The following is a 20,936-nucleotide window of genomic DNA, read 5'->3' on the forward strand; positions in this document are numbered from 1 at the left end:
GTTTTACACTAAAATGGTTGAATGGCATGATATAATGCGGTAATGGACAGACAGGAGGCATCTCAGCCATGAAACGAAGATTATCGGGTTGGTTTCCGCAAAAAATCAAATACCGCTTTTTTGTCTCGTTTCTATTATTCATCCTGCTCCCAGCCGCTGCAATGGTTTTTTACTATTTCAATGCACTGGAAAGCTCATTGAAGGAGAACATAAGCGCACAAAGCGCCACACAGTTGAATTATATGAAGGAAAGCCTGGAAAACACCCGATTTGGGCTTTTTGCCCAATCCCTTGTGTTAAGCAAGGACAAGACGCTGCTTTCCACGCTGCGGGATGATTCGGCTGACTCGGAGAAGCGCAGGCTGGCCGTAACGGAGCATCTGTTGGAAAACCGCTTGGCGGACGGAATTTCCCCGTTCCTGTCGCATGTGTATTATACCCTGATCGACCACCGCCACCGGGAAGTCCATTCCACATTGGCAGGCCAGATGAACTATTCGGACTTCAGCGGGGAAGAGCGGTGGAGGAATCACGAGGAGCTTCAATGGGCCGCCGAGGGGGCGGGTTCAACGATGAATAACAGGCTTAAGAAAATGTATACGCTTACGGTTGAACTGGCTCAACCGGACGGCAGCCTGGACGGCCATCTGCTCATCAGCTTCGATTACATGGAATGGATGAACTCCTTGCGGAGGTTTTTCACCATCAGGCAGGATTATTTCATTGTCGATCAATCGGGAAGCATTGTCATGGAGACGAGTCCGGATGTCTCCCTTTCCGTGAGAGATATCGGGATTGTGCGGGCGAGAAGCAACGTTATGGAAAGCTTCTGGACCAATGGCCAGGACCTGCTGAATGCGGTCTACCTGCCCTCGTATAAATGGCACCTGGTAAACCGGTTTCCGCTTGACACTTTTTTCGGAGATATCGATCAAGCCAAACGAAGGCTGGTTTGCATTCTTGTGTTATTTTCCCTGCTGTTTATTTTCATAACCTTCGTCATCTCCCACCGGATTACAAGGCCGCTGCAGCTTCTGCAGCATCATATGTCCATTATCGTAGGCAACCGCTTTAAGTCCGCATTGCCCGAGAAGATCGGCCCCGGCGAGGTTCGTGAATTGGGGATCACCTTTAACCGGATGATTGCCGATATCCGAAGCTTGATCCATAAGCTGAAGGTGGAGGAGCGGGAGAAGGAAGCGTCCCGGTTCCAAATGCTGCTGGCCCAGATGAATCCCCACTTCCTGCTCAATACGCTGAATGCCATCAAATGGACTGCCCTTGGACACAAGGATTCCGAAATCGCGGAAATCTGCGTCAGTCTCGGCGAGCTGCTGGAAGCAAGCTTGAATGTGCAGACTGACTTGATCCATCTTCATGAGGAATTAACTCTGGTGCAGGCCCATGTACGGATTCAGAACTTCCGGTTTGACAGCAACATTGCCGTCCATTACGAATATGACGACTCTCTCCGGTATGCGCTGGTGCCCAAGCTGAGCCTGCAGCCCTTGGTAGAAAATTCGTTCTATCACGGGTTTACCCAAATGCAGGAGCAAGGCTGCATTACCATTCGGGTGTACGCCGAGGACCGTTTCCTGCTGATGGAGGTGACGGATAATGGAATCGGCCTGGAGGCGTCGGCCAACAACCGGCCGCTCCGCCAAAGCAAGGGAATCGGCATCGGCAATCTCCGGGAGCGGCTGCAACTGCTGTTTAAATCCGACGGCCAACTGGAAATGCTCCCGCTGGATAATGGAACGCTTGTCCGCCTGAAATTCCCGCTGCTGCTTTCGGACCCATACCAGAAGGGAGAATGATCTCATGTGGAAAGTACTATTGGTTGAAGATGAGACCCGCGTCCGGCGAATGATTAAGGAATTTGTCAATTGGGAGGAAATGGGGTTTGTAATTGCAGGGGAGGCCGCCAACGGGATCGAAGCGTTGGCGGCCATTCATGAGCATTCCCCGCATTTTATCCTGTGCGATATCATGATGCCGCTTATGGATGGCATTGAATTGCTCCAGAAGTCCCGTGAGATGGGCTTTGAGGGCCCTTTCGTCATGCTGACCTGCATGAATGAGTTTGAATTGGCCAGGCAAGCCATTGAGTATGGAGCGACAGGCTATGTATTGAAGCTTTCGCTTAACGTCGATACGATCCGTGACATGCTGGCGAAGGTTCAGCGGGAGCTAAGCAAACCCGCCATACCGGCCCGGCAGATTACCTACCGTGAATTTGAATTGCTGTACCGGTATATGTGGAGGCAGATACACGGGATTGATGATGCGGAGCCGGAGATGAAGGCCTTGCAGGAGCGCATTGCCGCCAGCGGCTTCACTCATACGGCCTTATGCGTTGTTCTGCACGGGGCCCATCGGATTGATGAGAGCAGTCTGATGCAATCCGGGCTGCTGCCTTCCATGGAGTCTCCTGTCATCCATAAATTTGGAGTGCATGGCTGCACCGCGTTTTTCTCATGGCTCCCCCGTTCCGAGGATTTGACTCCATGCCGACCGGAAGTGTATTCCGCTTTTCCGTACTCGGCGGTATATGCCTCTTCTGTCCATTTATCCGATCTGGAGTCTGCCTGGGGTGAGATGATTAAGCTGTTGGAGGCTTCCTGGTATGAAGGGACCCGAAGAGCCGTTGCCTATTCACCCAAGGGCCCAATCGGCCAAGCGGCGGAAATATCCGCACAGTCGCTGTGGAATATGGAGCGCGATCTGTTGCAGACGTTTGAACGCCGGGATAGGCTCAATTGCACCCATCTGTTAGCGGCCATGTTCGGCGGGATGAAGCAAAAACAGATGATGATGACCGTCGTTATGGAGACGGCTGAGCGTCTGGACGAGATGTTTGCCCGTATTACGGGAGAGGCCAGAAGCCGGAACGGGGATTGGCTGGCCGTGGCAAGCCATGAGGAGCTCCGCCGTGCCTTGGAAGAACGAATCGGATGTTGGCTCAAAGGATGGAGGCAGCCGTCCTCCCTGCCCTCCAGCCATCCCGAAATCAACCGGATTGTGGATTATATCAACGGCAACTGCCACAAGGAAATCACGCTGAAATCCATGGCGGAATACGTCTCCCTGGATGAGTATTATTTAAGCGGCCTGTTCAAAAAGAAGATGGGATGTACCTTAATCCATTATTTGCATAAGGTGAGGATTGAGCAGGCCCGGTTTTATTTGCTGCAATCCACCTTAACAATCGGGGAAATCGCGGAAAGAGTCGGCTTTGCCAATCTCACCTATTTTGTGAAAATATTCAAGAGATGGATGCAACAAACACCCGGCGAGTACAGGAAGACGAGTATGAATCATGAATCAATCCATTAAATTTGTATGATAGGACACTAAATATGATTCTTATCCCCTCGACCGCCGGATGCTACTATTAGAGTGCAAACAAAACATAGAGAGAGCAAGGAAGGAGTGAGTGCGAAATATGAAACCGGGAGGTTCCCCAATCCTGTCCGGTACCCCAAAAGCCTGGAAATCAATCCGTTTTCCCAACTTCGGAAACAAGCTTTGGAGCTACCGGGCCTTTTATCTCATGCTATTGCCCGGACTTATTTATTTCATCATGTTTAAGTACGTCCCGATGTATGGAATCCTGATTGCGTTTAAGGAATTCAATTTTTCGGACGGCATTCTGTTCAGCGCCTGGGCAGACCCCTGGTACAAGTATTTTCAGATGTTCTATGAATCGCCGTATTTCTCACAGGTTTTGACAAACACGTTTTTGATCAGCTTTTACAAAATGGTCTTCGGGATCATTCCTCCCATTCTCTTTGCGATCCTGTTGAATGAGTGCCGGATCAGATGGTTTAAATCATTCATACAGACCTTGGCTTACATGCCGCATTTCCTGTCATGGGTGATCATTTTTGGGATTCTGCTGGCCTTTTTCTCCGAAAACTCCGGTCTGATCAACCGCTGGATTCAGGATATGGGAGGAAACCCCATCCAATTTCTCACTTCCACCCAATATTTCCGTAGCATCCTTATCGGTTCGGATGTATGGAAGGACCTGGGATGGGGAGCCATTATCTACCTGGCGGCCATGACCAGCATTGATCCCACGCTTTATGAAGCGGCCAAGGTGGACGGCGCGGGAAGGTTCCGCATGATCTGGCATATCACGTTGCCCGGTATCCGCTCGGTTATGGTTATGCTGCTGATCCTGAAGCTGGGACATGTTATGGATGCGGGCTTCGACCAGATTTACATTTTATACAACATACAGGTGTATGAGGTTGCCGACATATTGGATACCTGGGTGTTCCGGACGGGCCTGCATCAATTGAATTTCAGTCTGGCGGCGGCTGTCGGCTTGTTCAAATCCTTGATAGGCATGGTTCTGATCTTGTTCTCTAACCGGCTTGCCAAGCGTTGGGGGGAAGGCATATGGTAAAAAGCCGGGATGAAAAAGTGTTCGACGGCTTCGTATTGGCCTTGCTGGGAATGGTGGGATTGATTGCCGTGCTGCCCCTCATGTACGTGTTCACCGTTTCCATCACTCCCTTCTCCGAGGTGCTGAAGAACGGAGGGTTCGTGCTCATTCCCAGCAAGGTGGATGTGGGCGCGTATAAGCAATTGTTTACAACCTCCGGGCTGCCCCATGCTTTGTGGGTGACGGTGATCCTGACCGTTGCGGGAACCGCCGTCAATTTGGTTCTGACCCTGCTTATGGCATACCCGTTAAGCCGGAGGAAACTGCCGGGACGGAGCTTCTTTCTTCTCATGATCGTATTTACGCTGCTGTTCAACGGCGGGCTGATTCCCACCTATCTGATCGTGAAGGATTTGGGCCTGCTCAACTCCATCTGGTCCATGATTCTGCCCAATGCCATTTGGACCTTCAATATGCTGATCATGAAAAGCTTTTTTGAGAGCTTGCCCGAAGAATTGTTTGAATCCGCCCGGATGGATGGAGCGCGGGAATTGCGCATTCTGGCGCAGATTGTTATGCCCCTGTCCATTCCGTCCCTGATCACAATCGGCTTGTTCTATATGGTGGGCCATTGGAATGAGTTCTTTCAGGCGATTATGTATGTAACGGACCGGAAGCTGCTTCCCTTGCAGGTGATTGTCCGGGAGATTCTGATGCTGACGCAGGAGCCGCTGGAAAACCCGGAGAACATTATGCCCACCGAGACGGTGCAGATGGCGGCTGTCATTATGGCCTCCTTGCCGATCATTGTTATCTATCCGTTCTTGCAGAAGCATTTCACCAAGGGGATGCTGTTAGGCTCGGTAAAAGGTTGACCTTGCCCATACAGGCAATTTCAATAGTTCAAACGGAGAAGAAAGAAGGGGTTATGGGTATGATATCGGTAAAAAAAATGATGGCAACCGTGTTGACCGCGTCAATTGTATTGGCCGGGTGCGGGGGGAACGAGTCAGCGGCGCCTGCTTCGTCGCCGGAGGCAAGTCCGGTGGCAAGCAAGGAAGTCAAGTCAAATGAACGGTTCAAGATCGAGGTCTTGAATCCGGGAAGCGGGTTGCCGGCTGACGGCACAGATGTAATCAAGAAGGAGTTGGATCAGAAGCTCAATATCGATATTTCCATGCAGTTGTATGCTTCCACGGAGGATTACAAGAACCAACTGAATATCCGGATGGCTTCCAATAATATTCCCGATCTGTTTGTGGTAGACAGGCTTCAGCTTAAACAGTATGCCCAGCAGAATTTATTGCTCGACCTGACTCCATATAAATCCAAATTAAAGGGCGTACAGGACTTTATTGGCGAAGATAGCTGGAAGAAGGGGACATGGAACGGCAAGCTGTACGGAATCGCCAAGGCGCTGAGTCTTCCCCAGGATTCGCTGTGGGTGCGCAAGGATTGGCTGGATAAGTTAAATCTGAAGCCGCCTGCCACGCTGGAGGAGTTCCGCAATGTGATACAGGCCTTTGTGAAGAATGATCCGGATGGAAACGGCAAGGCTGATACTCTTGGACTGACAGGCAAGGGAACCAATCTGATGGCGCTGGGCTCCATTTTTGGCGCATTCGGCGTAGGCCTGCCCGGAGATTTTTATGTGAAGGGCGGCAAGGTGGTCAACTCCCTCTATGACCCGATGATGAAGGATGCCCTTGAATACATTCGCAAGATGGGGGAGGATGGGCTGATCGATTCGGAGCTGCCCGCCATCAACGGTGTACAGCATCAGCAAAAAGCGATTAAGGGACAGGCAGGCATCGCCCATATCACCTGGCCGACCATTGCCAAGGATCAGGTTGTGGAGCAAATCAAGGCCGTTAATCCCAATGCGGAGTGGATTCAACTGAAGCCTCCGGCAGGACCTGGCGGCCAGTTCGAGGGAGTATGGGACGTCGGCGCCAGCGGCTGGATGCTGGCCATCCCGAAATCCATGGAGAAGAACCCGGAGAAGCTGCAGCGCGTGTTTGACTTGCTGAACTACATTTCTACCGAGGAAGGCTCCCGGCTGGTGCAGTACGGCATTCAGGGAACCCATTATAATCTGGAAGGGAATAAAGTGGCTCCGACCAGCTTGCTTGATAAAGAAGGCGCCTATTTCTACCTGTATCAATTTATTGGCCGGCCGGAGCAGGAATACCTGGAGGTGAAATTCCCGAAGCAGAAGGAATACATCGCATTTGCCAAGGAGCTGCCCCGGGTTCAGGTTTTGAACGGCTATATCGATGCTCCGGAAGGCTATAATCCTTCGGACGCCACCCGATATATTCAGGAAGAAACGCTGAAATTCGCTTTTGGCAAAAGGCCGATCTCCGAATATGACGCTTTCCTCCAAACCCTGGAGAAAACGATGAATTATAAGGTCTATCTGGACTCTGCCACGAAGCAACTGAATGAGCTGGGTTTCGGAAAATAATCACGTATTGCCGCGAAGCCGCGGCTTAATGAGACTAATACAACCGTCCACGGATCATCTGTGGACGGTTGTGCTTTATTATGCCGGACCGGAGGCTTCTTTTCCTGCAGAAGCCTTCTTCATATACTCGGCAGGCGTCATCCCCGTTTTTTTCTTGAAGATGCGGGAAAAGTAGTGGCTGTCGTAATAACCCGACATGACGCAAATTTCCGCGATGCTGTAGCGAAGCATGTTGTTTTCATTCATTAGCTTCTTGGCATATTCAATGCGCAGGTTGGTAAGGTATTCGCCGGGAGTCTGGCCGGTGGATTTTTTGAAGCGGCGGCGCAAATGGTCATTGCAGTACGGACCCTCTGCAAGCAACTGTGAGGTGGTCATTTCCGGATTGGAAAAGGACTCGATCAGTCTGTTTTTTAATTGATCCACATCCTTTGCTTCCGGAGCGCGGTTTTGCCAGCCGATTAATAATTGATTCACGGCCTCGGCAAGAGATTCAACCAACAACCGGTGATTGTTTTTCTTGGCATGGTAAGCCTTATGGGCCATTAAGAGTAAGGTCTCAAAGCTTTTTTCCGCGTCATCCTGAAAGATCAGGGGGCGATTTTCTTCGGCAATGCGCGCAAGGGGAAACGATGTCAGTTGGATATACACATCCCTAAACCCTTCCTGCGAAAACTTGGTGTGAGGAATATTGGGCGGCTGACAAATAATGCTGCCCGGCCCGAAATCATAACACTGGTCTCCTATAACGGTATTGCCGCTCCCCTGCAAATTCAATACCAGCTCCCAGGCAGCATGGTCATGGGCCTGGACCTGTCTATACACTTGCGGAGACATTCCCACCGTGATCACAGACAATTGGCATCCCTCCTTTCACCCTTTAATCCAACAATAAGCCGAAATGTCGTTTTTGTCCACCTAAAAAGCTGAAAAGTTCTTATGGTTTGAGAAACCTTTTCGGTAAAATAAGAATGTGCAATAAGGATGGAAGGGAGCAGGCGCAGATTGTCGTCCGGGCAACGGTAAGTTTGAGGAAGCAGCGGGTAATATCGGGACAATCGAGAAATATTCCGGAGCAGGAATATCGTTTTACTCTACCTTTTGATTTTCGGCCGGTTGGGCATGGCGTGCAGAATTTCACGGAGGTTTTGGCTGGTAATTCATTAAAAAACGACGGTTGGGGAGAGATGAAGCATGAAGCATGTGATCATGAAGGGACCGAAAACAAGCGCAGTGGCGGACATCCGGGATGTGGAGCCGAATGATGATGAAGTGCTGATTAAGCTGAAATATGTGGGAGTTTGTATGTCTGAGCATTATGACTGGTCGGTTGCAAAGGAAGGAGCCGCCTTCGGCCACGAACCCATGGGCGTCATTGCGGCGGTTGGCCGGAATGTAACGGAATATGAAGTGGGAGACAGAGTAAGCGGGCTTTGGGGGTCCACGCTTCCGGGCTCGGGCGGAATGGTCGAATATGCCGTTGCAGATCCCAGGAAAAGCGTGATTGTAAAAATACCGGAGGATTTACGCGATACGGACGCCATTTTGGAGCCGCTGGCGTGCATTATGAGCGCTGTAAGCAAAGCGAAAATTCCCATGCCCGGCACAAGAGTATGCGTTGTGGGCACAGGGTATATGGGCTGCGGCGCGATAAGTCTCCTGAAGACAAGAGGGGCTTACGTAGTTGCAGTGGATATCCGAACGGAATCGTTGGAAAATGCCAAAAAGTATGGCGCGGACGAAATCTATCTGGCCGACGAGGCCAAGAAAGCGTTCCTGCCCGTTCGCAGTACGAATGGTACGGGATTTGATGTGGTGATGGAATGGGGAGAGACGGAGGAGTCATTGGATTTGGCCATTAACCTGACCAATACCTGCGGGCAGCTCTGCATTGGCGCGTACCATACCGGCGGAAAACGTCTGGTCGACGTCCAGCAGCTGAATGTAAAGGCCATTGAGTGCTTAAGCGTCCATCCCCGCGAGGCGCAGCTCAATAAAATTGGCGCACAAAATGCCGTAAAGCTGCTTTGCTCCGGAGAATGGAATTTCACCAATATCCCGACCAAGATTTATCCGAGAAACAAGTTTGATCAGGCACAGGAGGAAATTGAAACGAAATACGGCAAATATATGAAGGCGGCTATCGATATGACGGCGGATGACTTTGAGCCCTATATCGTATGAGTAATAGGTGGGGATAATGAACAACGGGAAAGCAGTCCTTGGAGTCGACATTGGCGGCACCAACTTCAGAATGGGGCTTGTGAACGAAGCCGGGGAATTAGTGAATTATAAGGCTGAAGGCAGTCATGTGCTGGTAACGGCGGAGAATCATTCATTGGAAAATCTGGCTGCGCGCATGGAGGCCTATTTGGCGGAAAATCTGGACGGCGGCATACTCAAGGGAATAGCCATCGGGTTCCCGTCTACCGTAAGCAAGGATAAAACCATGGTATTTTCCACTCCCAATTTAAATTTAAACGGCTTTGAGAATGTAAATATCGCCGCATATATCGGGAATAGAATGAACGTGCCGGTATGGATTAATAAGGATGTCCATTTTCTGCTGACCTATGATTTGGCTAAGCTGAAGCTGGAGAGGAAAGGGATCACTCTCGGTTTGTATATCGGCACCGGCTTCGGCAATTCCATCTATATAAATGGCGAGTTCCTGGACGGGAAAAACGGCGTTGCGGGAGAGCTCGGGCATATTCCGACGCTCAATATGAAGCTGCGCTGCGGATGCGGCAATGTAGGGTGCGCGGAGGTTTACGCATCGGGAGCGGCTTTGCAGCGGTTGAAGGAAAGATTTTTTCCGGATACCTATATCGGAGATGTTTTTGCCGAGCACGGCGAAGATGAGCGGCTGAAGCAGTTTGTGGATGGGCTGACCATTCCTATCGCAACGGAGATCAATATCTTTGATCCGGATTATATCGTTATCGGAGGCGGAATCCCGGCCATGAAGGGATTTCCGAAGGCGTACTTTGAGCAGTGTATGAAGCGGCACGTGAGAAAGCCGTATCCGGCTGAAGCCCTTCAAATAATGTACTCGAAGAATAGGCAGGAGGCCGGGGTTATTGGAGCGGGACTGTACGCCTTTCAGAAGCTTTCGCCGAAAGGATGAGGCTGCATGAAGCAGATTGTTATGGAAGGACCGAGGAAGAGTAAAGTCATCGATGTTGATATCCCCAAGATCAACAGCAATCAATTGCTGGTAAAGGTCATTTATACGGGAATGTGCCATTCGGAGTGGTATCCGTGGTCCACTGCCTCCCCAGGCGATATCTTCGGACACGAAACGGTAGGCATCATTGCAGATGCGGGATGCGAGGTAAAGGGTTTTCGCATCGGAGACCGGGTTACCGGCCTTGGCGGCGGAGGCTATAAGGAATATATCGTTATGGAGCCGGAAAAAACATGCCGGATTCCCGATAACGTAAAGGACGAGGATGCGCTTGGAGAGCCCCTTGCCTGTCTATTGAGCGCCGGGCAAAAGATGTCGCCCTTATTATGCGGCGACCGGATCGCAGTGGTAGGAGCAGGGTATATGGGGCTTGGCATCATATCCTTGTTCAAAGCCATGGGGTATGGGGATATTATTGCCGTTGATCCAAGGGAGGCGGCCAGGACGAACGCGTTGCGTTATGGCGCCTCGGAGGTATACAGCCCTGAAGGGCTGCCGCAAGAGTACCGCTTGAACTGGGACACTTGGGGAAAACCCGATCTGACCCGGGATGGACATAAGGCGGATATTTTCGGTCTGGGCTTCCGCGATGTAATGGAGTTTTCCGGCACGCCCGAAGGACTGGCATTGGCTGCGGAGCTGGTATGCGCACACGGACGCCTTGGAATCGGAGGTTATCACAATGATGCCTTTCGCACGGTAGACATGAAATTGTGGAATATCAAGGCGATGACCATGATCCACTGCCATGAACGGCGTATTTCGTATGAGGCCACGCTGTGCCGGCGGGCTTTGAAGCTTCTGTCGAAGGGGCTTTGGCAGTTTACCGGAGCAACCAGCCATATCTACAGCATGGAGGAATTCGATAAAGCCAATGAAGAGATGGAATCCAAAGCGGGGAATTTCATTAAAGGCGCAGTCAGGTGCGATATTTCATAACAAGGAGGTGGAAGCAAGGTGGAAAAGATCATTTGTCCGTCCATGATGTGTGCGAATTACGATGTTTTGAAGGAAGAGATCGTATCCTTGGATGCTGCAGGAGCGGACATCTTCCATATCGATATTATGGACGGGAGCTTTGTGCCTAACTTTGGCATGGGGACCCAGGATGTGCAATGTATTCGCAAGCATACAACCAAGCTGGTTGATGCCCATCTGATGATTGAGAATCCTGGAAACTATATTGATCTGTTCGTCAGCCTGGGGGCAGATCTTATCTATATTCATCCTGAAGCGGATAAACATCCCGCCAGAACCTTGGGCAAAATTAAAGCGGCAGGCAGAATGGCCGGGGTAGCGGTCAATCCGGGAACCTCCATGGAAACCATCGAGGAGCTGCTTCCTCTGATCGACTATCTGATGGTGATGACCGTCAATCCGGGTTTTGCAGGCCAGAAGTACCTAAGCTTTGTAAACCATAAGATTGAAAAACTTGTTTTGTCGAAGGCCAGTTACGGATTCAAGCTGATGGTGGATGGCGCTATTTCGCCGGAGAAGATCGATGCGCTTTCAGATCTGGGTGTGGACGGCTTCATATTAGGAACCTCCGCGTTATTCGGAAAAGAGGAAGATTATGAGACCATTATCAGGAGATTAAAGAAAAAAGAAGCAATGGAGGCGGAGCAGTGAAGATTGGAATCGGAAATGATCATGTAGCTTATACACTAAAGTTGGAGATTGTGGAATATTTGCAGAAATTGGGCCATGAGGTGGTTGACTTCGGGCACCATAATGAAGCAAGAACGGATTATCCCGTATACGGGAAAGCAGTAGCCCAGGCGGTGGTTTCCGGGAAAGTGGATTGCGGAATTCTGATTTGCGGCACGGGAGTGGGAATATCCCTTGCAGCCAACAAGGTCAAGGGCATAAGGGCGGTTGTGTGCAGTGAGCCTTATACCGCCATGCTGTCCAAGCAGCATAATGACACGAACATATTGGCATTTGGCGCAAGAGTTGTAGGCAGCGAGCTGGCGAAGATGATCATTGACTCCTGGCTGGGCGCCCGCTATGAAGCAGACCGGCATGCCAGAAGAGTAGAGATGATTCGGGCCATAGAAGAAAGGCAACAGTGATGTGGATAGCCGTCCGGGACTTGCAGGGAGCTCAAAAAAGGAGTCTCTGACCGTTATGGTCAGGGACTTTTCCAGCGGATGCCAAGCTGCGCCGGCTATAGGCAAATAAGATGCGGCCGCGGCGGCGCGCGATAGGTATAATAATAACGGAGGGGGCAAAAATAGCTTTGCTGCGGAAGGATACAATCTACGCCGTGTTTAATAGAAACTGGTTCTGTTTAGCTTCAGTTTAGTCTTCTGCTATATGATTTCATTGGGAGGTGGTAATACTTGTTTCGTATTCTCGTTGTTGAAGACGATAAAAATACACGACTTCTGATGCGGGCTGTATTAGAGGCAGAACGTTATTCTGTATTTACTGCCCAAGATGGCATGGAGGCCCTTAAAGTCATGGGGGTAGAACACATTGATCTCGTGGTGCTGGATGTAATGATGCCAAGGATGGACGGTTACGAGTTTACGAAGACACTTCGCAGCGTTCAAAACGAGCTGCCAATTCTGATGGTCTCGGCCAAGCAGCTCCCCGCCGACAAAAAACAGGGTTTTCTTGCAGGAACGGATGATTTTATGACAAAACCTGTGGATGAAGAAGAAATGCTCCTGCGCATCAGAGCGCTTTTGCGACGAGCCAAGATAGCCAGTGAGCGTAAAATCGTAATCGGGAATGTTACCATCGACTATGATTCCCTTAGTGTTACAAGGAATGGCGAAACGCAGGTGCTTCCGCAAAAAGAATTTCTGCTCCTCTGTAAGCTTTTATCCTATCCGGGGAAAATCTTTACTCGCATTCAACTCATGGATGAAATATGGGGCGCTGATACCGATACGGGTTGGGAGACCGTCACTGTTCATATTGGACGGCTTCGTAAGCGGTTTGATGGTTGGCCTGAATTTGAGATAGAATCCGTAAGGGGTCTTGGATACAAGGCAGTAAAAAAAATATGAGAGAGCACAAAATTTCACCGCAGGTAGTGCTGACATTGCTGTTTGCCACAGTAGTGTTTATCATTCTTTTCATCACTATGTGTATTGTCGGATTTGCGGTACTTATTCTGTTTCAAGCTGGTATACTTGAAAAAGTTGGGCCCCCTAACATGGTATTTCTTATAATTGTGCTTGCATTTGCGAGCATCCTGATAGGAACAGCAGTCGGAGCTATTATGAGCCGCTTTCCGTTAAAACCGGTTAACATTCTGATTAACGGAATGAATCGATTGGCCAATGGCGATTTCGAAGCAAGAATTAATATGGGCACCCTTTATATTGCACAGAAAGTCTCCAGTAGTTTCAATATGCTGGCAGAAGAACTGCAGGACACAGAAATGCTCCGTTCGGATTTCGTCAACAATTTCTCTCATGAATTTAAAACACCTATCGTTTCCATTCGCGGCTTTGCCAAACTCCTGCTAAAAGGAAACTTATCCGAAGCAAAAGAACAGGAATACCTTACTATTATCGTAGAGGAATCCACCCGTCTCGCTGATATGGCGACCAATGTCCTTAACCTGGCAAAGGTGGAAAATCAGAACATACTCACGGATATTACACGGTTTAACCTCTCGGAACAAATTCGCAATTGCGTCCTGCTGCTTGAAAAGAATTGGTCAAAGAAGAGCTTGAATATGGTTGTCCATTTTGATGACTATTATATACATGCAAATGAGGAGTTATTAAAGCAAGTATGGATCAATCTTTTAGATAACGCGGTTAAGTTTTCTCCTAATGGCGGCGTGATTGCTATCATGATTACAGAAAAGCCTGATGCGATAGTCGTTTCAGTAAAAAATAATGGACCGGAAATCAGCTATGAGGATAAAAAACGTATATTTGATAAGTTTTGGCAAGGAGATGCCTCACATTCGTCGGAAGGTACGGGAATCGGGCTCTCCTTAGTCAGACGGATTGCAGAACTGCATAAAGGCAGTATTTCCGTAATCAGTTCTCCTGAAGAAACGGCATTTTCCATTAAACTGCCGAAAACATAAAAATATAAAAAGAACAAAGAACTATCGCTACGATAGTTCTTTATTGTTTAGATTGAGTTTAGGTTTTTATTGTAGCATACATCTGTATGAGCCATTGAAAAAATATACTGTGGAGGGAGAAATACATGCTTAACATATTTCGATACCTTACAAAAAAGGAATGGGCGTTGGTCGGGGCAAGCCTTATATTCATTGTAGCTCAGGTCTGGCTTGATTTAAAAATGCCTGACTACATGAGCACCATTACAATGCTTATCCAAACTCCCGGCAGCACCATGAGTGAAATTCTTCCTGCCGGAATCAAAATGCTGTTGTGCGCATTTGGCAGCCTCGCGGCGTCAATCGTTGTTGCAATTTTTGCATCCCGAATAGCTGCAAATTTTGGAGCGCGGTTGCGGGAGCTTTTATTTGACAAGGTACAATCCTTTTCCATGGAGGAAATAAACGGATTTTCTACAGCAAGTCTTATCACGCGTTCAACAAATGACATCACGCAGGTCCAAATGCTGATGGTAATGGGCCTGCAGGTGATGATAAAGGCTCCCATATTGGCAATTTGGGCGATTGTAAAAATATCAGGTAAAAGCTGGCAATGGACAATGTCTACAGGCGTCTCCGTTTTGCTTCTATTGCTCATTGTTGGCATCTGTATAGGTCTTGCGTTTCCTAAATTTCGAAAACTGCAAAGGCTGATGGATGATCTGAACCGGGTAACACGCGAGAATCTTACGGGTCTTCGGGTGGTAAGGGCGTACAACGCAGAGAACTACCAGAAGCGTAAATTTGAAACGGCCAACACCGAATTGACCAGTGCGAACCTGTATGCCAATCGTGTTATGGCCATTATGCTTCCCAGTATTCAGACCATTATGAGCAGCTTGTCGTTGGCCATTTACTGGGTCGGCGCATGGCTTATCCAAAACGCAGGAATGGCCAATAAAATAAGCTTGTTTTCGGATATGGTGGTGTACTCGTCATATGCCATGCAGATCGTAATGGCGTTTATGATGCTAATTATGATTTTTATTATACTTCCCCGCTCCTCTGTGTCAGCGAAGCGCATTCTGGAGGTGCTTCAAACAAAGCCAACTATCATGGACGGCAGCATTTCGGAGTCGACGGCGCAGCTTAGGGGGGAAGTGGAGTTTAGAAATGTGAGCTTTAAATATCCTGATGCTGAAGAATATGTAATCCGCGATGTAAATTTTATAGCCCATAAAGGCGAAACCGTTGCTTTTATTGGCTCGACTGGTTGTGGTAAAAGCACGGTTGTCAATTTGATTCCCCGCTTCTACGACGCAACTGAAGGAGAGGTTCTTGTGAATGGCATCAATGTCCGAAGCTACAGACAAAAGGCTCTTCGCAATAAAATTGGTTATGTGTCCCAAAAAGCCACCCTATTTACCGGAACTATCGAATCTAATGTTGCCTATGGGGACAATGGAAAAAACGACATGCTTGCGTCAGATATTATTGATGCCATATTTACTGCTCAAGCGTCCGACTTTGTGGAAGGCATGGAGGGAGGGTACGACGGTTTTGTAGCACAAGGCGGATCGAATTTTTCAGGAGGTCAAAAGCAGCGGTTGTCCATTGCCCGAGCGGTCTGCCGCCGTCCTGAAGTTTTCATTTTTGACGATTCATTCTCCGCGCTGGATTATAGAACAGACAGAAAACTTCGGGAAGCCTTGAAAAAGGAGTGTGCAGACGCTACTAAACTTATCGTTGCACAACGCATCGGAACCATCCGGGATGCTGACAAAATTATCGTTCTCGATGCTGGCAGCGTCGTTGGCTGCGGTACTCACGATGAGTTGATGAAAACCTGCGAGGTATATCAACAAATTGCTTATTCGCAACTGTCGAAGGAGGAATTGGCATAATGGCTAAAGATAGGTATAAGCTTGGTCAAAATGCGGAGCGGAAACAAGCTGGTCTTCCAGGGCCTCCGGGGCCGGGAATGGGCGGTGGAGAAAAGGCGAAGGATTTTTCAGCCATATGGGTAAAGCTGCTTCGTTATTGCAGACAATACTGGGCAGTTATCATAGTCTCGCTTGTTTGTGCCATGCTTGGAACCGTGCTGACGCTTCTCGGCCCGGATAAGCTTTCTGAAATGACGGACCTTATCAAAGATGGACTGATGTCAGGAATTGATATGGATGCAGTAACGAAAATTGGTTTCGTGCTGGTGGCGTTCTACGGTTTTAGTGCTATTCTCTCTCTTGTGCAAGGAATTATTATGGCTACAATCACGCAGAGGGTTTCAAAAAGAATGAGGAGCGATATATCCGAGAAAATAAATCGGCTTCCAATGAAATATTACAGCCGGGCAACTACCGGAGACGTATTGTCGCGTGTTACCAACGACGTGGATACCATTGGCCAGTCTCTTAACCAGAGCATAGGTACGATCATTTCCTCCATTACACTTCTGGCAGGTTCGCTGATCATGATGCTGAAAACTAATCTCCTTATGACGGTTACAGCCATTGTTGCTACCTTGATTGGTTTTGGACTGATGATTGCGATTATGGGAAAGTCACAGAAATACTTTTCCAGCCAACAAAAGCATCTTGGTGAAATCAATGGACATGTGGAGGAAGTGTACGCCGGACATATCGTGGTAAAGGCATATAACGGAGAGAAAGCAGCCAAAGAGATATTTGACAAGATGAATAACAATTTGCGAGACAGTGGATTTAAGGCACAGTGTCTTTCCGGTTTGATGATGCCGCTCATGTCCTTTATTGGAAATTTTGGCTATGTGGCTGTCTGTGTGGTCGGAGCTTTATTGGCTATCAACGGAAACATTTCCTTTGGTGTAATTGTCGCTTTTATGTTGTATGTGCGCTATTTCACGCAGCCATTGGCTCAACTTGCCCAGGCGGCGCAGTCTATGCAATCCGCGGCTGCTGCGGGAGAACGCGTTTTTGAATTTCTTGAGGCGGAGGAAATGGAGGACGAAAGTGAGAAGGGTACGCGGCTTGAAAAAGCACAGGGGACTGTGGAGTTTAGCCATGTCCAGTTTGGATACGAGGATTCAGAGAAAACCGTGATTAATGATTTCTCCGCAAAGGCGACTCCTGGACAGAAGATTGCAATTGTCGGGCCTACCGGAGCAGGCAAGAGTACCTTGGTAAATCTGCTCATGAGGTTTTACGAGATACAAAGCGGCGACATTCGAATTGACGGAATTTCCATACGCGAACTGAGGCGAGAGGACGTTCACGCGCAATTCTGTATGGTTCTTCAGGATACATGGCTTTTTGAGGGAACCATGAGGGAGAATCTGATCTATTCCACAGAAAACGTATCTGATGAGAAGATCAAAATTGCCTGTAAGGCAGTAGGGCTTCATCACTTCATTCGCACACTTCCGCATGGATATGACACAGTATTAAACGACCAGGTTAATCTATCGGCAGGTCAGAAGCAGCAAATCACAATCGCCCGTGCAATGATTGCGAACAGGCCCATGCTCATTCTGGATGAGGCGACCAGTTCTGTGGACACACGCACAGAGCTTCAAATTCAAAGCGCTATGGACGAATTGATGAAGGGGCGTACATCCTTTATTATCGCCCACCGCCTTTCCACCATTAAAAATGCCGACATAATTTTGGTCGTGAAGGATGGAGATATCATTGAAAGCGGCAACCATGAGGAGCTGCTTCAAAAGAATGGCTTTTACGCTGAACTGTATAACAGTCAATTTGAAGCTGCATAAGCTGCCTTAGGCATAAGCACGCAGTTTCACTATCATATGTCTGTATATTTACATCAAGAAAATTCTTGGCAGGAGGTATTCCGAAAAAGATGAAAAAGGTTTTTGTGGGAACAGCAGTAGCAGCTATTCTAATTTGTGTGGGTGGATATTTACTTGTAAATCGAACCTCACATTCTTCTGCCAGTCCGGAGATTCAGACGGTTCAGGTGGAAAAAGGTTCAATTGTGATGAAGGTGAGCGGTTCAGGAACAGTAAGGCCAGTAGAAGAGGCAACCATAAAAGCCTCCGAATCCGGAAAGGTATTGAGGGTTGGCGGGATAGAGGGAGAGCGGGTGAAGCAAGGGGATTTATTGATTGAGTATGAGAGTGTAGACAAAAGCAGTGAAATTAGACAAGAAGAATTGACGCTTCAGAAGATGCAAATTCAATTAGAGGAAGCGCAACAAGCGTTAAAGGATCAAGCTGTGGACGGCGTTTCGGATACGTTAAAGAATAACGTTAGGAAGCTTCAAATAGACTTGGAGCTCTCTCAAGTGAGGTTAAACAATTATCTGGAGCTTGCAGATGCCCCTGATCCGGTTCTGGCAACAATTAACGGTGAGATTACAGAGCTTAATCCGGTGCAAGGCGATCAATTAACTGCAGGGGCAACGATAGCTAAGCTGGTGAATTATGATCTTTTGGAGGTTGCAGTTGAAGTGGACGAGTTGGATATTCCCAAGTTAAAAACCGGTATGAAGACGGAGCTTACCTTTGATGCTTTGCCGAATCAAACTTATGAAGGTGAGGTTTATAAAATATCCAACCAAGGCAAGGCAGATAACGGCGTTTCCATTTATGAGGTCACGATTCGTTTTGTCGGCATAGAAGGAATAAGGTCGGGCATGAGTGCTCAAGCATCCATTTTAGCTAATGAGAAGAAGGATGCCCTCCTACTCCCAATAGAAGCAGTAGAAGAGTCGGGCGGAATGAAGAAAGTTACCGTGCCTTCAAAAAATGGTGGCTCAGCATCAGATATAGGTCAAGTCGTTGAGGTTCGCACAGGATTATATAATGAAACGCACATTGAGATTGCAGATGGTCTGCAGGAAGGGGATATTGTCATTCTTCCCGCCACGGAAGCTGAAAAGAAATCCTTTGGCACTGGTCCCATGTCCGGTGGTCCGGGTGGATTTTGAGGAGATCACGGGAGGTAATAAAACTTGAATGAGAGTCGAAGAGAATTAATCCGGATCAAAGATGTGAAGAAAGTTTATACTGTAGGTTCCGAGACATTGAATGTTTTGGATGGGGTGTCCCTTAATGTAGAAGAAGGAGAGTTTGTCGCAATTGTCGGACCATCCGGCTCCGGGAAGTCAACGCTGATGAACATGATCGGATGTCTGGATACACCCGGTGAAGGGGCGTATTTTCTTGATGGTTACGAGATAAGCAAGCAGAATGACAACATGTTGGCAAAAATCCGCAACGAGAAAATCGGCTTTATTTTCCAATCGTTTAATTTGCTTTCAAAGCTATCGGCTATCGAGAATGTGGAATTACCGTTAATTTACCGCGGAATAAACTCTAAAAAACGAAAGGAATTAAGTGCTTTGGCTCTTGAGAAAGTAGGCCTGAAAGAGCGGATGAACCACCGCCCTACAGAATTGTCAGGCGGGCAGCAGCAGCGGGTTGCAATCGCACGGGCATTGGCAGGGGAGCCTCCTGTATTGCTTGCAGACGAGCCTACTGGAGCATTGGATTCCAAAACAGGAAAAGACATTCTCCAAATGCTGCAGAAGCTCAATCAATCGGGACATACCATTATCCTCATTACACATGATATGTATATTGCTGAGCAATCAAATCGGGTTGTTCGGATTCAGGATGGCCGGATCGTTGGGGATAGCGGGGTGAAGTCAGGATGAACACGGCCCAGGCTTTTAAGATGGCATGGCAAGCTATCCGGACAAATAAGATGAGGTCCATTTTAACGATGTTGGGTATCGTTATTGGAGTCGCGGCAGTAATTTCCCTTGTATCCATTGGACAAGGAGTTACTCAATCTGTAACGAGTCAAGTGAATGATTTGGGCACGAATTTGATTTCAGTAAGCATTCAGGGAAGAGGTGTTAAAACTTCTCTTACCCTTGACGAAGCGATGGCTTATGGAGAAAAGAAAGGCGTTAGTGCGGTTGCGCCTGTTGTATCAGGTATGGTGAAGGTCAGATATGCCAATGTAACCGATACAATCTCGCTTGAAGGGATTACACCTGACTATGAAACTGTAAGAAATTTTTCGGTTGCCTCAGGCAGATTTTTGCTGCCAATTGATATCGATTACGGTCAAAAGGTGGCGCTTATCGGAGCTGAAACAGCAGCGAATTTATTTGGAGAGAAGTCCCCTATTGGCGAAATGATGCAAGTTAACGGTACCCCATTCCGTGTTGTCGGTGTGTTGGAGGAGAAAGGGAGCGGAATGACGGGCAGCAATGATGATAAAATCCTGATTCCGATACGGACTGCCGAACGGTTGGTCAAAAACAAAGGGGTGCAAATGTTTTACGTTCAGGCAGAGACATCAGATACAGTAGATCAGGTCGTTTCGCAGCTGGAAAAAGATTTAAGTTCAAAATTCCCTAAGCAGGAAGATGATGAATATGAACCCTACCAGATCTTCAATCAAAAGGAGATGCTCAGCGCGGTAGGCACTATTACTAGCACGCTTACCACAGCCTTGGCGGGAATTGCAGGGATCTCTTTATTGGTAGGCGGGATCGGCATTATGAACATTATGCTGGTTTCCGTTAGTGAAAGAACACGTGAAATTGGGATTCGGAAGGCTATCGGAGCCAAGAGAAGGGACATCCTCATCCAATTTTTGATTGAATCCATTCTTTTGGGTGGAATCGGAGGAATAATCGGTTTGGTTCTCGGTGGCAGCGGTGCAGTATCTTTGGGAAAATTAATGGGCATTGATGTTTCCGTTTCTCTTGGAACAGCGGGCTTTGCTTTTATTTTTTCCGTAGCTGTTGGTGTATCCTTCGGTCTATTCCCAGCCAATAAGGCGGCCAAACTGAAGCCAATTGAAGCATTAAGAATGGACTAATCAACTCATTATTTAGC

The 20,936-nt window shown here is 48.2% G+C and carries 18 protein-coding genes; 17 read left to right on the plus strand and 1 reads right to left on the minus strand.

Annotated features, from left to right (window positions below; translation table 11 throughout):
• Positions 1–68 precede the first annotated feature (68 nt).
• The 5 genes from DQG13_RS03780 to DQG13_RS03800 all read left to right on the plus strand — a co-directional run bounded on the left by DQG13_RS03780 (position 69) and on the right by DQG13_RS03800 (position 6,860).
• A complete protein-coding gene (locus DQG13_RS03780; RefSeq protein ID WP_113018410.1) occupies positions 69–1,817 on the plus strand; it encodes a sensor histidine kinase in 1,749 nt (582 codons plus the stop codon).
• A 4-nt stretch (positions 1,818–1,821) separates the two neighbouring features.
• Positions 1,822–3,336 (plus strand): response regulator transcription factor, encoded by a 1,515-nt coding sequence (locus DQG13_RS03785; protein WP_113018412.1) that lies wholly within the window; start codon positions 1,822–1,824, stop codon positions 3,334–3,336.
• A gap of 217 nt (positions 3,337–3,553) precedes the next feature.
• Positions 3,554–4,414, plus strand: coding sequence for an ABC transporter permease (locus DQG13_RS03790; protein ID WP_258525460.1), 861 nt, complete (start codon positions 3,554–3,556; stop codon positions 4,412–4,414).
• A complete protein-coding gene (locus tag DQG13_RS03795; protein ID WP_113018416.1) occupies positions 4,408–5,268 on the plus strand; it encodes a carbohydrate ABC transporter permease in 861 nt (286 codons plus the stop codon). The genes DQG13_RS03790 and DQG13_RS03795 overlap by 7 nt, the downstream gene beginning before the upstream one ends.
• Positions 5,269–5,438: 170 nt before the next feature.
• Positions 5,439–6,860, plus strand: coding sequence for an extracellular solute-binding protein (locus DQG13_RS03800; protein WP_258525439.1), 1,422 nt, complete (start codon positions 5,439–5,441; stop codon positions 6,858–6,860).
• A gap of 78 nt (positions 6,861–6,938) precedes the next feature.
• Here DQG13_RS03800 and DQG13_RS03805 read toward each other — a convergent pair whose 3' ends face one another.
• Entirely contained in the window at positions 6,939–7,712 is a 774-nt protein-coding gene (locus DQG13_RS03805; RefSeq protein ID WP_258525461.1) for an AraC family transcriptional regulator, read from the minus strand.
• A 342-nt stretch (positions 7,713–8,054) separates the two neighbouring features.
• Between DQG13_RS03805 and DQG13_RS03810 the strand changes: the two genes are divergently transcribed.
• The 12 genes from DQG13_RS03810 (at position 8,055) to DQG13_RS03865 (ending at position 20,919) form a co-directional block, all read left to right on the plus strand.
• Positions 8,055–9,044, plus strand: coding sequence for an alcohol dehydrogenase catalytic domain-containing protein (locus tag DQG13_RS03810; protein ID WP_113018420.1), 990 nt, complete (start codon positions 8,055–8,057; stop codon positions 9,042–9,044).
• A gap of 16 nt (positions 9,045–9,060) precedes the next feature.
• Positions 9,061–9,987, plus strand: coding sequence for an allose kinase (gene alsK, locus DQG13_RS03815; RefSeq protein ID WP_113018421.1), 927 nt, complete (start codon positions 9,061–9,063; stop codon positions 9,985–9,987).
• Positions 9,988–9,993: 6 nt separating this feature from the next.
• Positions 9,994–10,986: an alcohol dehydrogenase catalytic domain-containing protein gene (locus DQG13_RS03820; protein WP_113018422.1), complete on the plus strand. Its 993-nt coding sequence runs from the start codon at positions 9,994–9,996 to the stop codon at positions 10,984–10,986.
• Positions 10,987–11,004: 18 nt separating this feature from the next.
• Positions 11,005–11,676 (plus strand): ribulose-phosphate 3-epimerase, encoded by a 672-nt coding sequence (locus tag DQG13_RS03825; RefSeq protein WP_113018423.1) that lies wholly within the window; start codon positions 11,005–11,007, stop codon positions 11,674–11,676.
• A complete protein-coding gene (gene rpiB / locus DQG13_RS03830; RefSeq protein ID WP_113018424.1) occupies positions 11,673–12,119 on the plus strand; it encodes a ribose 5-phosphate isomerase B in 447 nt (148 codons plus the stop codon). Before DQG13_RS03825 ends, rpiB begins: the two co-directional genes overlap by 4 nt.
• A 270-nt stretch (positions 12,120–12,389) precedes the next feature.
• Positions 12,390–13,064: a response regulator transcription factor gene (locus DQG13_RS03835; protein WP_113018425.1), complete on the plus strand. Its 675-nt coding sequence runs from the start codon at positions 12,390–12,392 to the stop codon at positions 13,062–13,064.
• Entirely contained in the window at positions 13,061–14,104 is a 1,044-nt protein-coding gene (locus tag DQG13_RS03840) for a sensor histidine kinase (protein ID WP_113018426.1), read from the plus strand. The genes DQG13_RS03835 and DQG13_RS03840 overlap by 4 nt, the downstream gene beginning before the upstream one ends.
• A 125-nt stretch (positions 14,105–14,229) precedes the next feature.
• Complete coding sequence (locus DQG13_RS03845; protein ID WP_113018427.1) at positions 14,230–15,987, plus strand: ABC transporter ATP-binding protein; 1,758 nt, start codon at positions 14,230–14,232, stop codon at positions 15,985–15,987.
• Positions 15,987–17,831: an ABC transporter ATP-binding protein gene (locus DQG13_RS03850; RefSeq protein WP_113018428.1), complete on the plus strand. Its 1,845-nt coding sequence runs from the start codon at positions 15,987–15,989 to the stop codon at positions 17,829–17,831. Before DQG13_RS03845 ends, DQG13_RS03850 begins: the two co-directional genes overlap by 1 nt.
• Before the next feature lie 89 nt (positions 17,832–17,920).
• Entirely contained in the window at positions 17,921–19,009 is a 1,089-nt protein-coding gene (locus DQG13_RS03855) for an efflux RND transporter periplasmic adaptor subunit (RefSeq protein ID WP_113018429.1), read from the plus strand.
• Between the two features lie 24 nt (positions 19,010–19,033).
• Positions 19,034–19,738, plus strand: coding sequence for an ABC transporter ATP-binding protein (locus DQG13_RS03860; protein ID WP_113018430.1), 705 nt, complete (start codon positions 19,034–19,036; stop codon positions 19,736–19,738).
• Positions 19,735–20,919 (plus strand): ABC transporter permease, encoded by a 1,185-nt coding sequence (locus DQG13_RS03865; RefSeq protein WP_113018431.1) that lies wholly within the window; start codon positions 19,735–19,737, stop codon positions 20,917–20,919. Before DQG13_RS03860 ends, DQG13_RS03865 begins: the two co-directional genes overlap by 4 nt.
• Positions 20,920–20,936: the final 17 nt, after the last annotated feature.

The sequence above is a fragment of the Paenibacillus sp. YN15 genome, from assembly GCF_003285005.1.
Classification (GTDB): Bacteria; Bacillota; Bacilli; order Paenibacillales; family NBRC-103111; genus Paenibacillus_AR.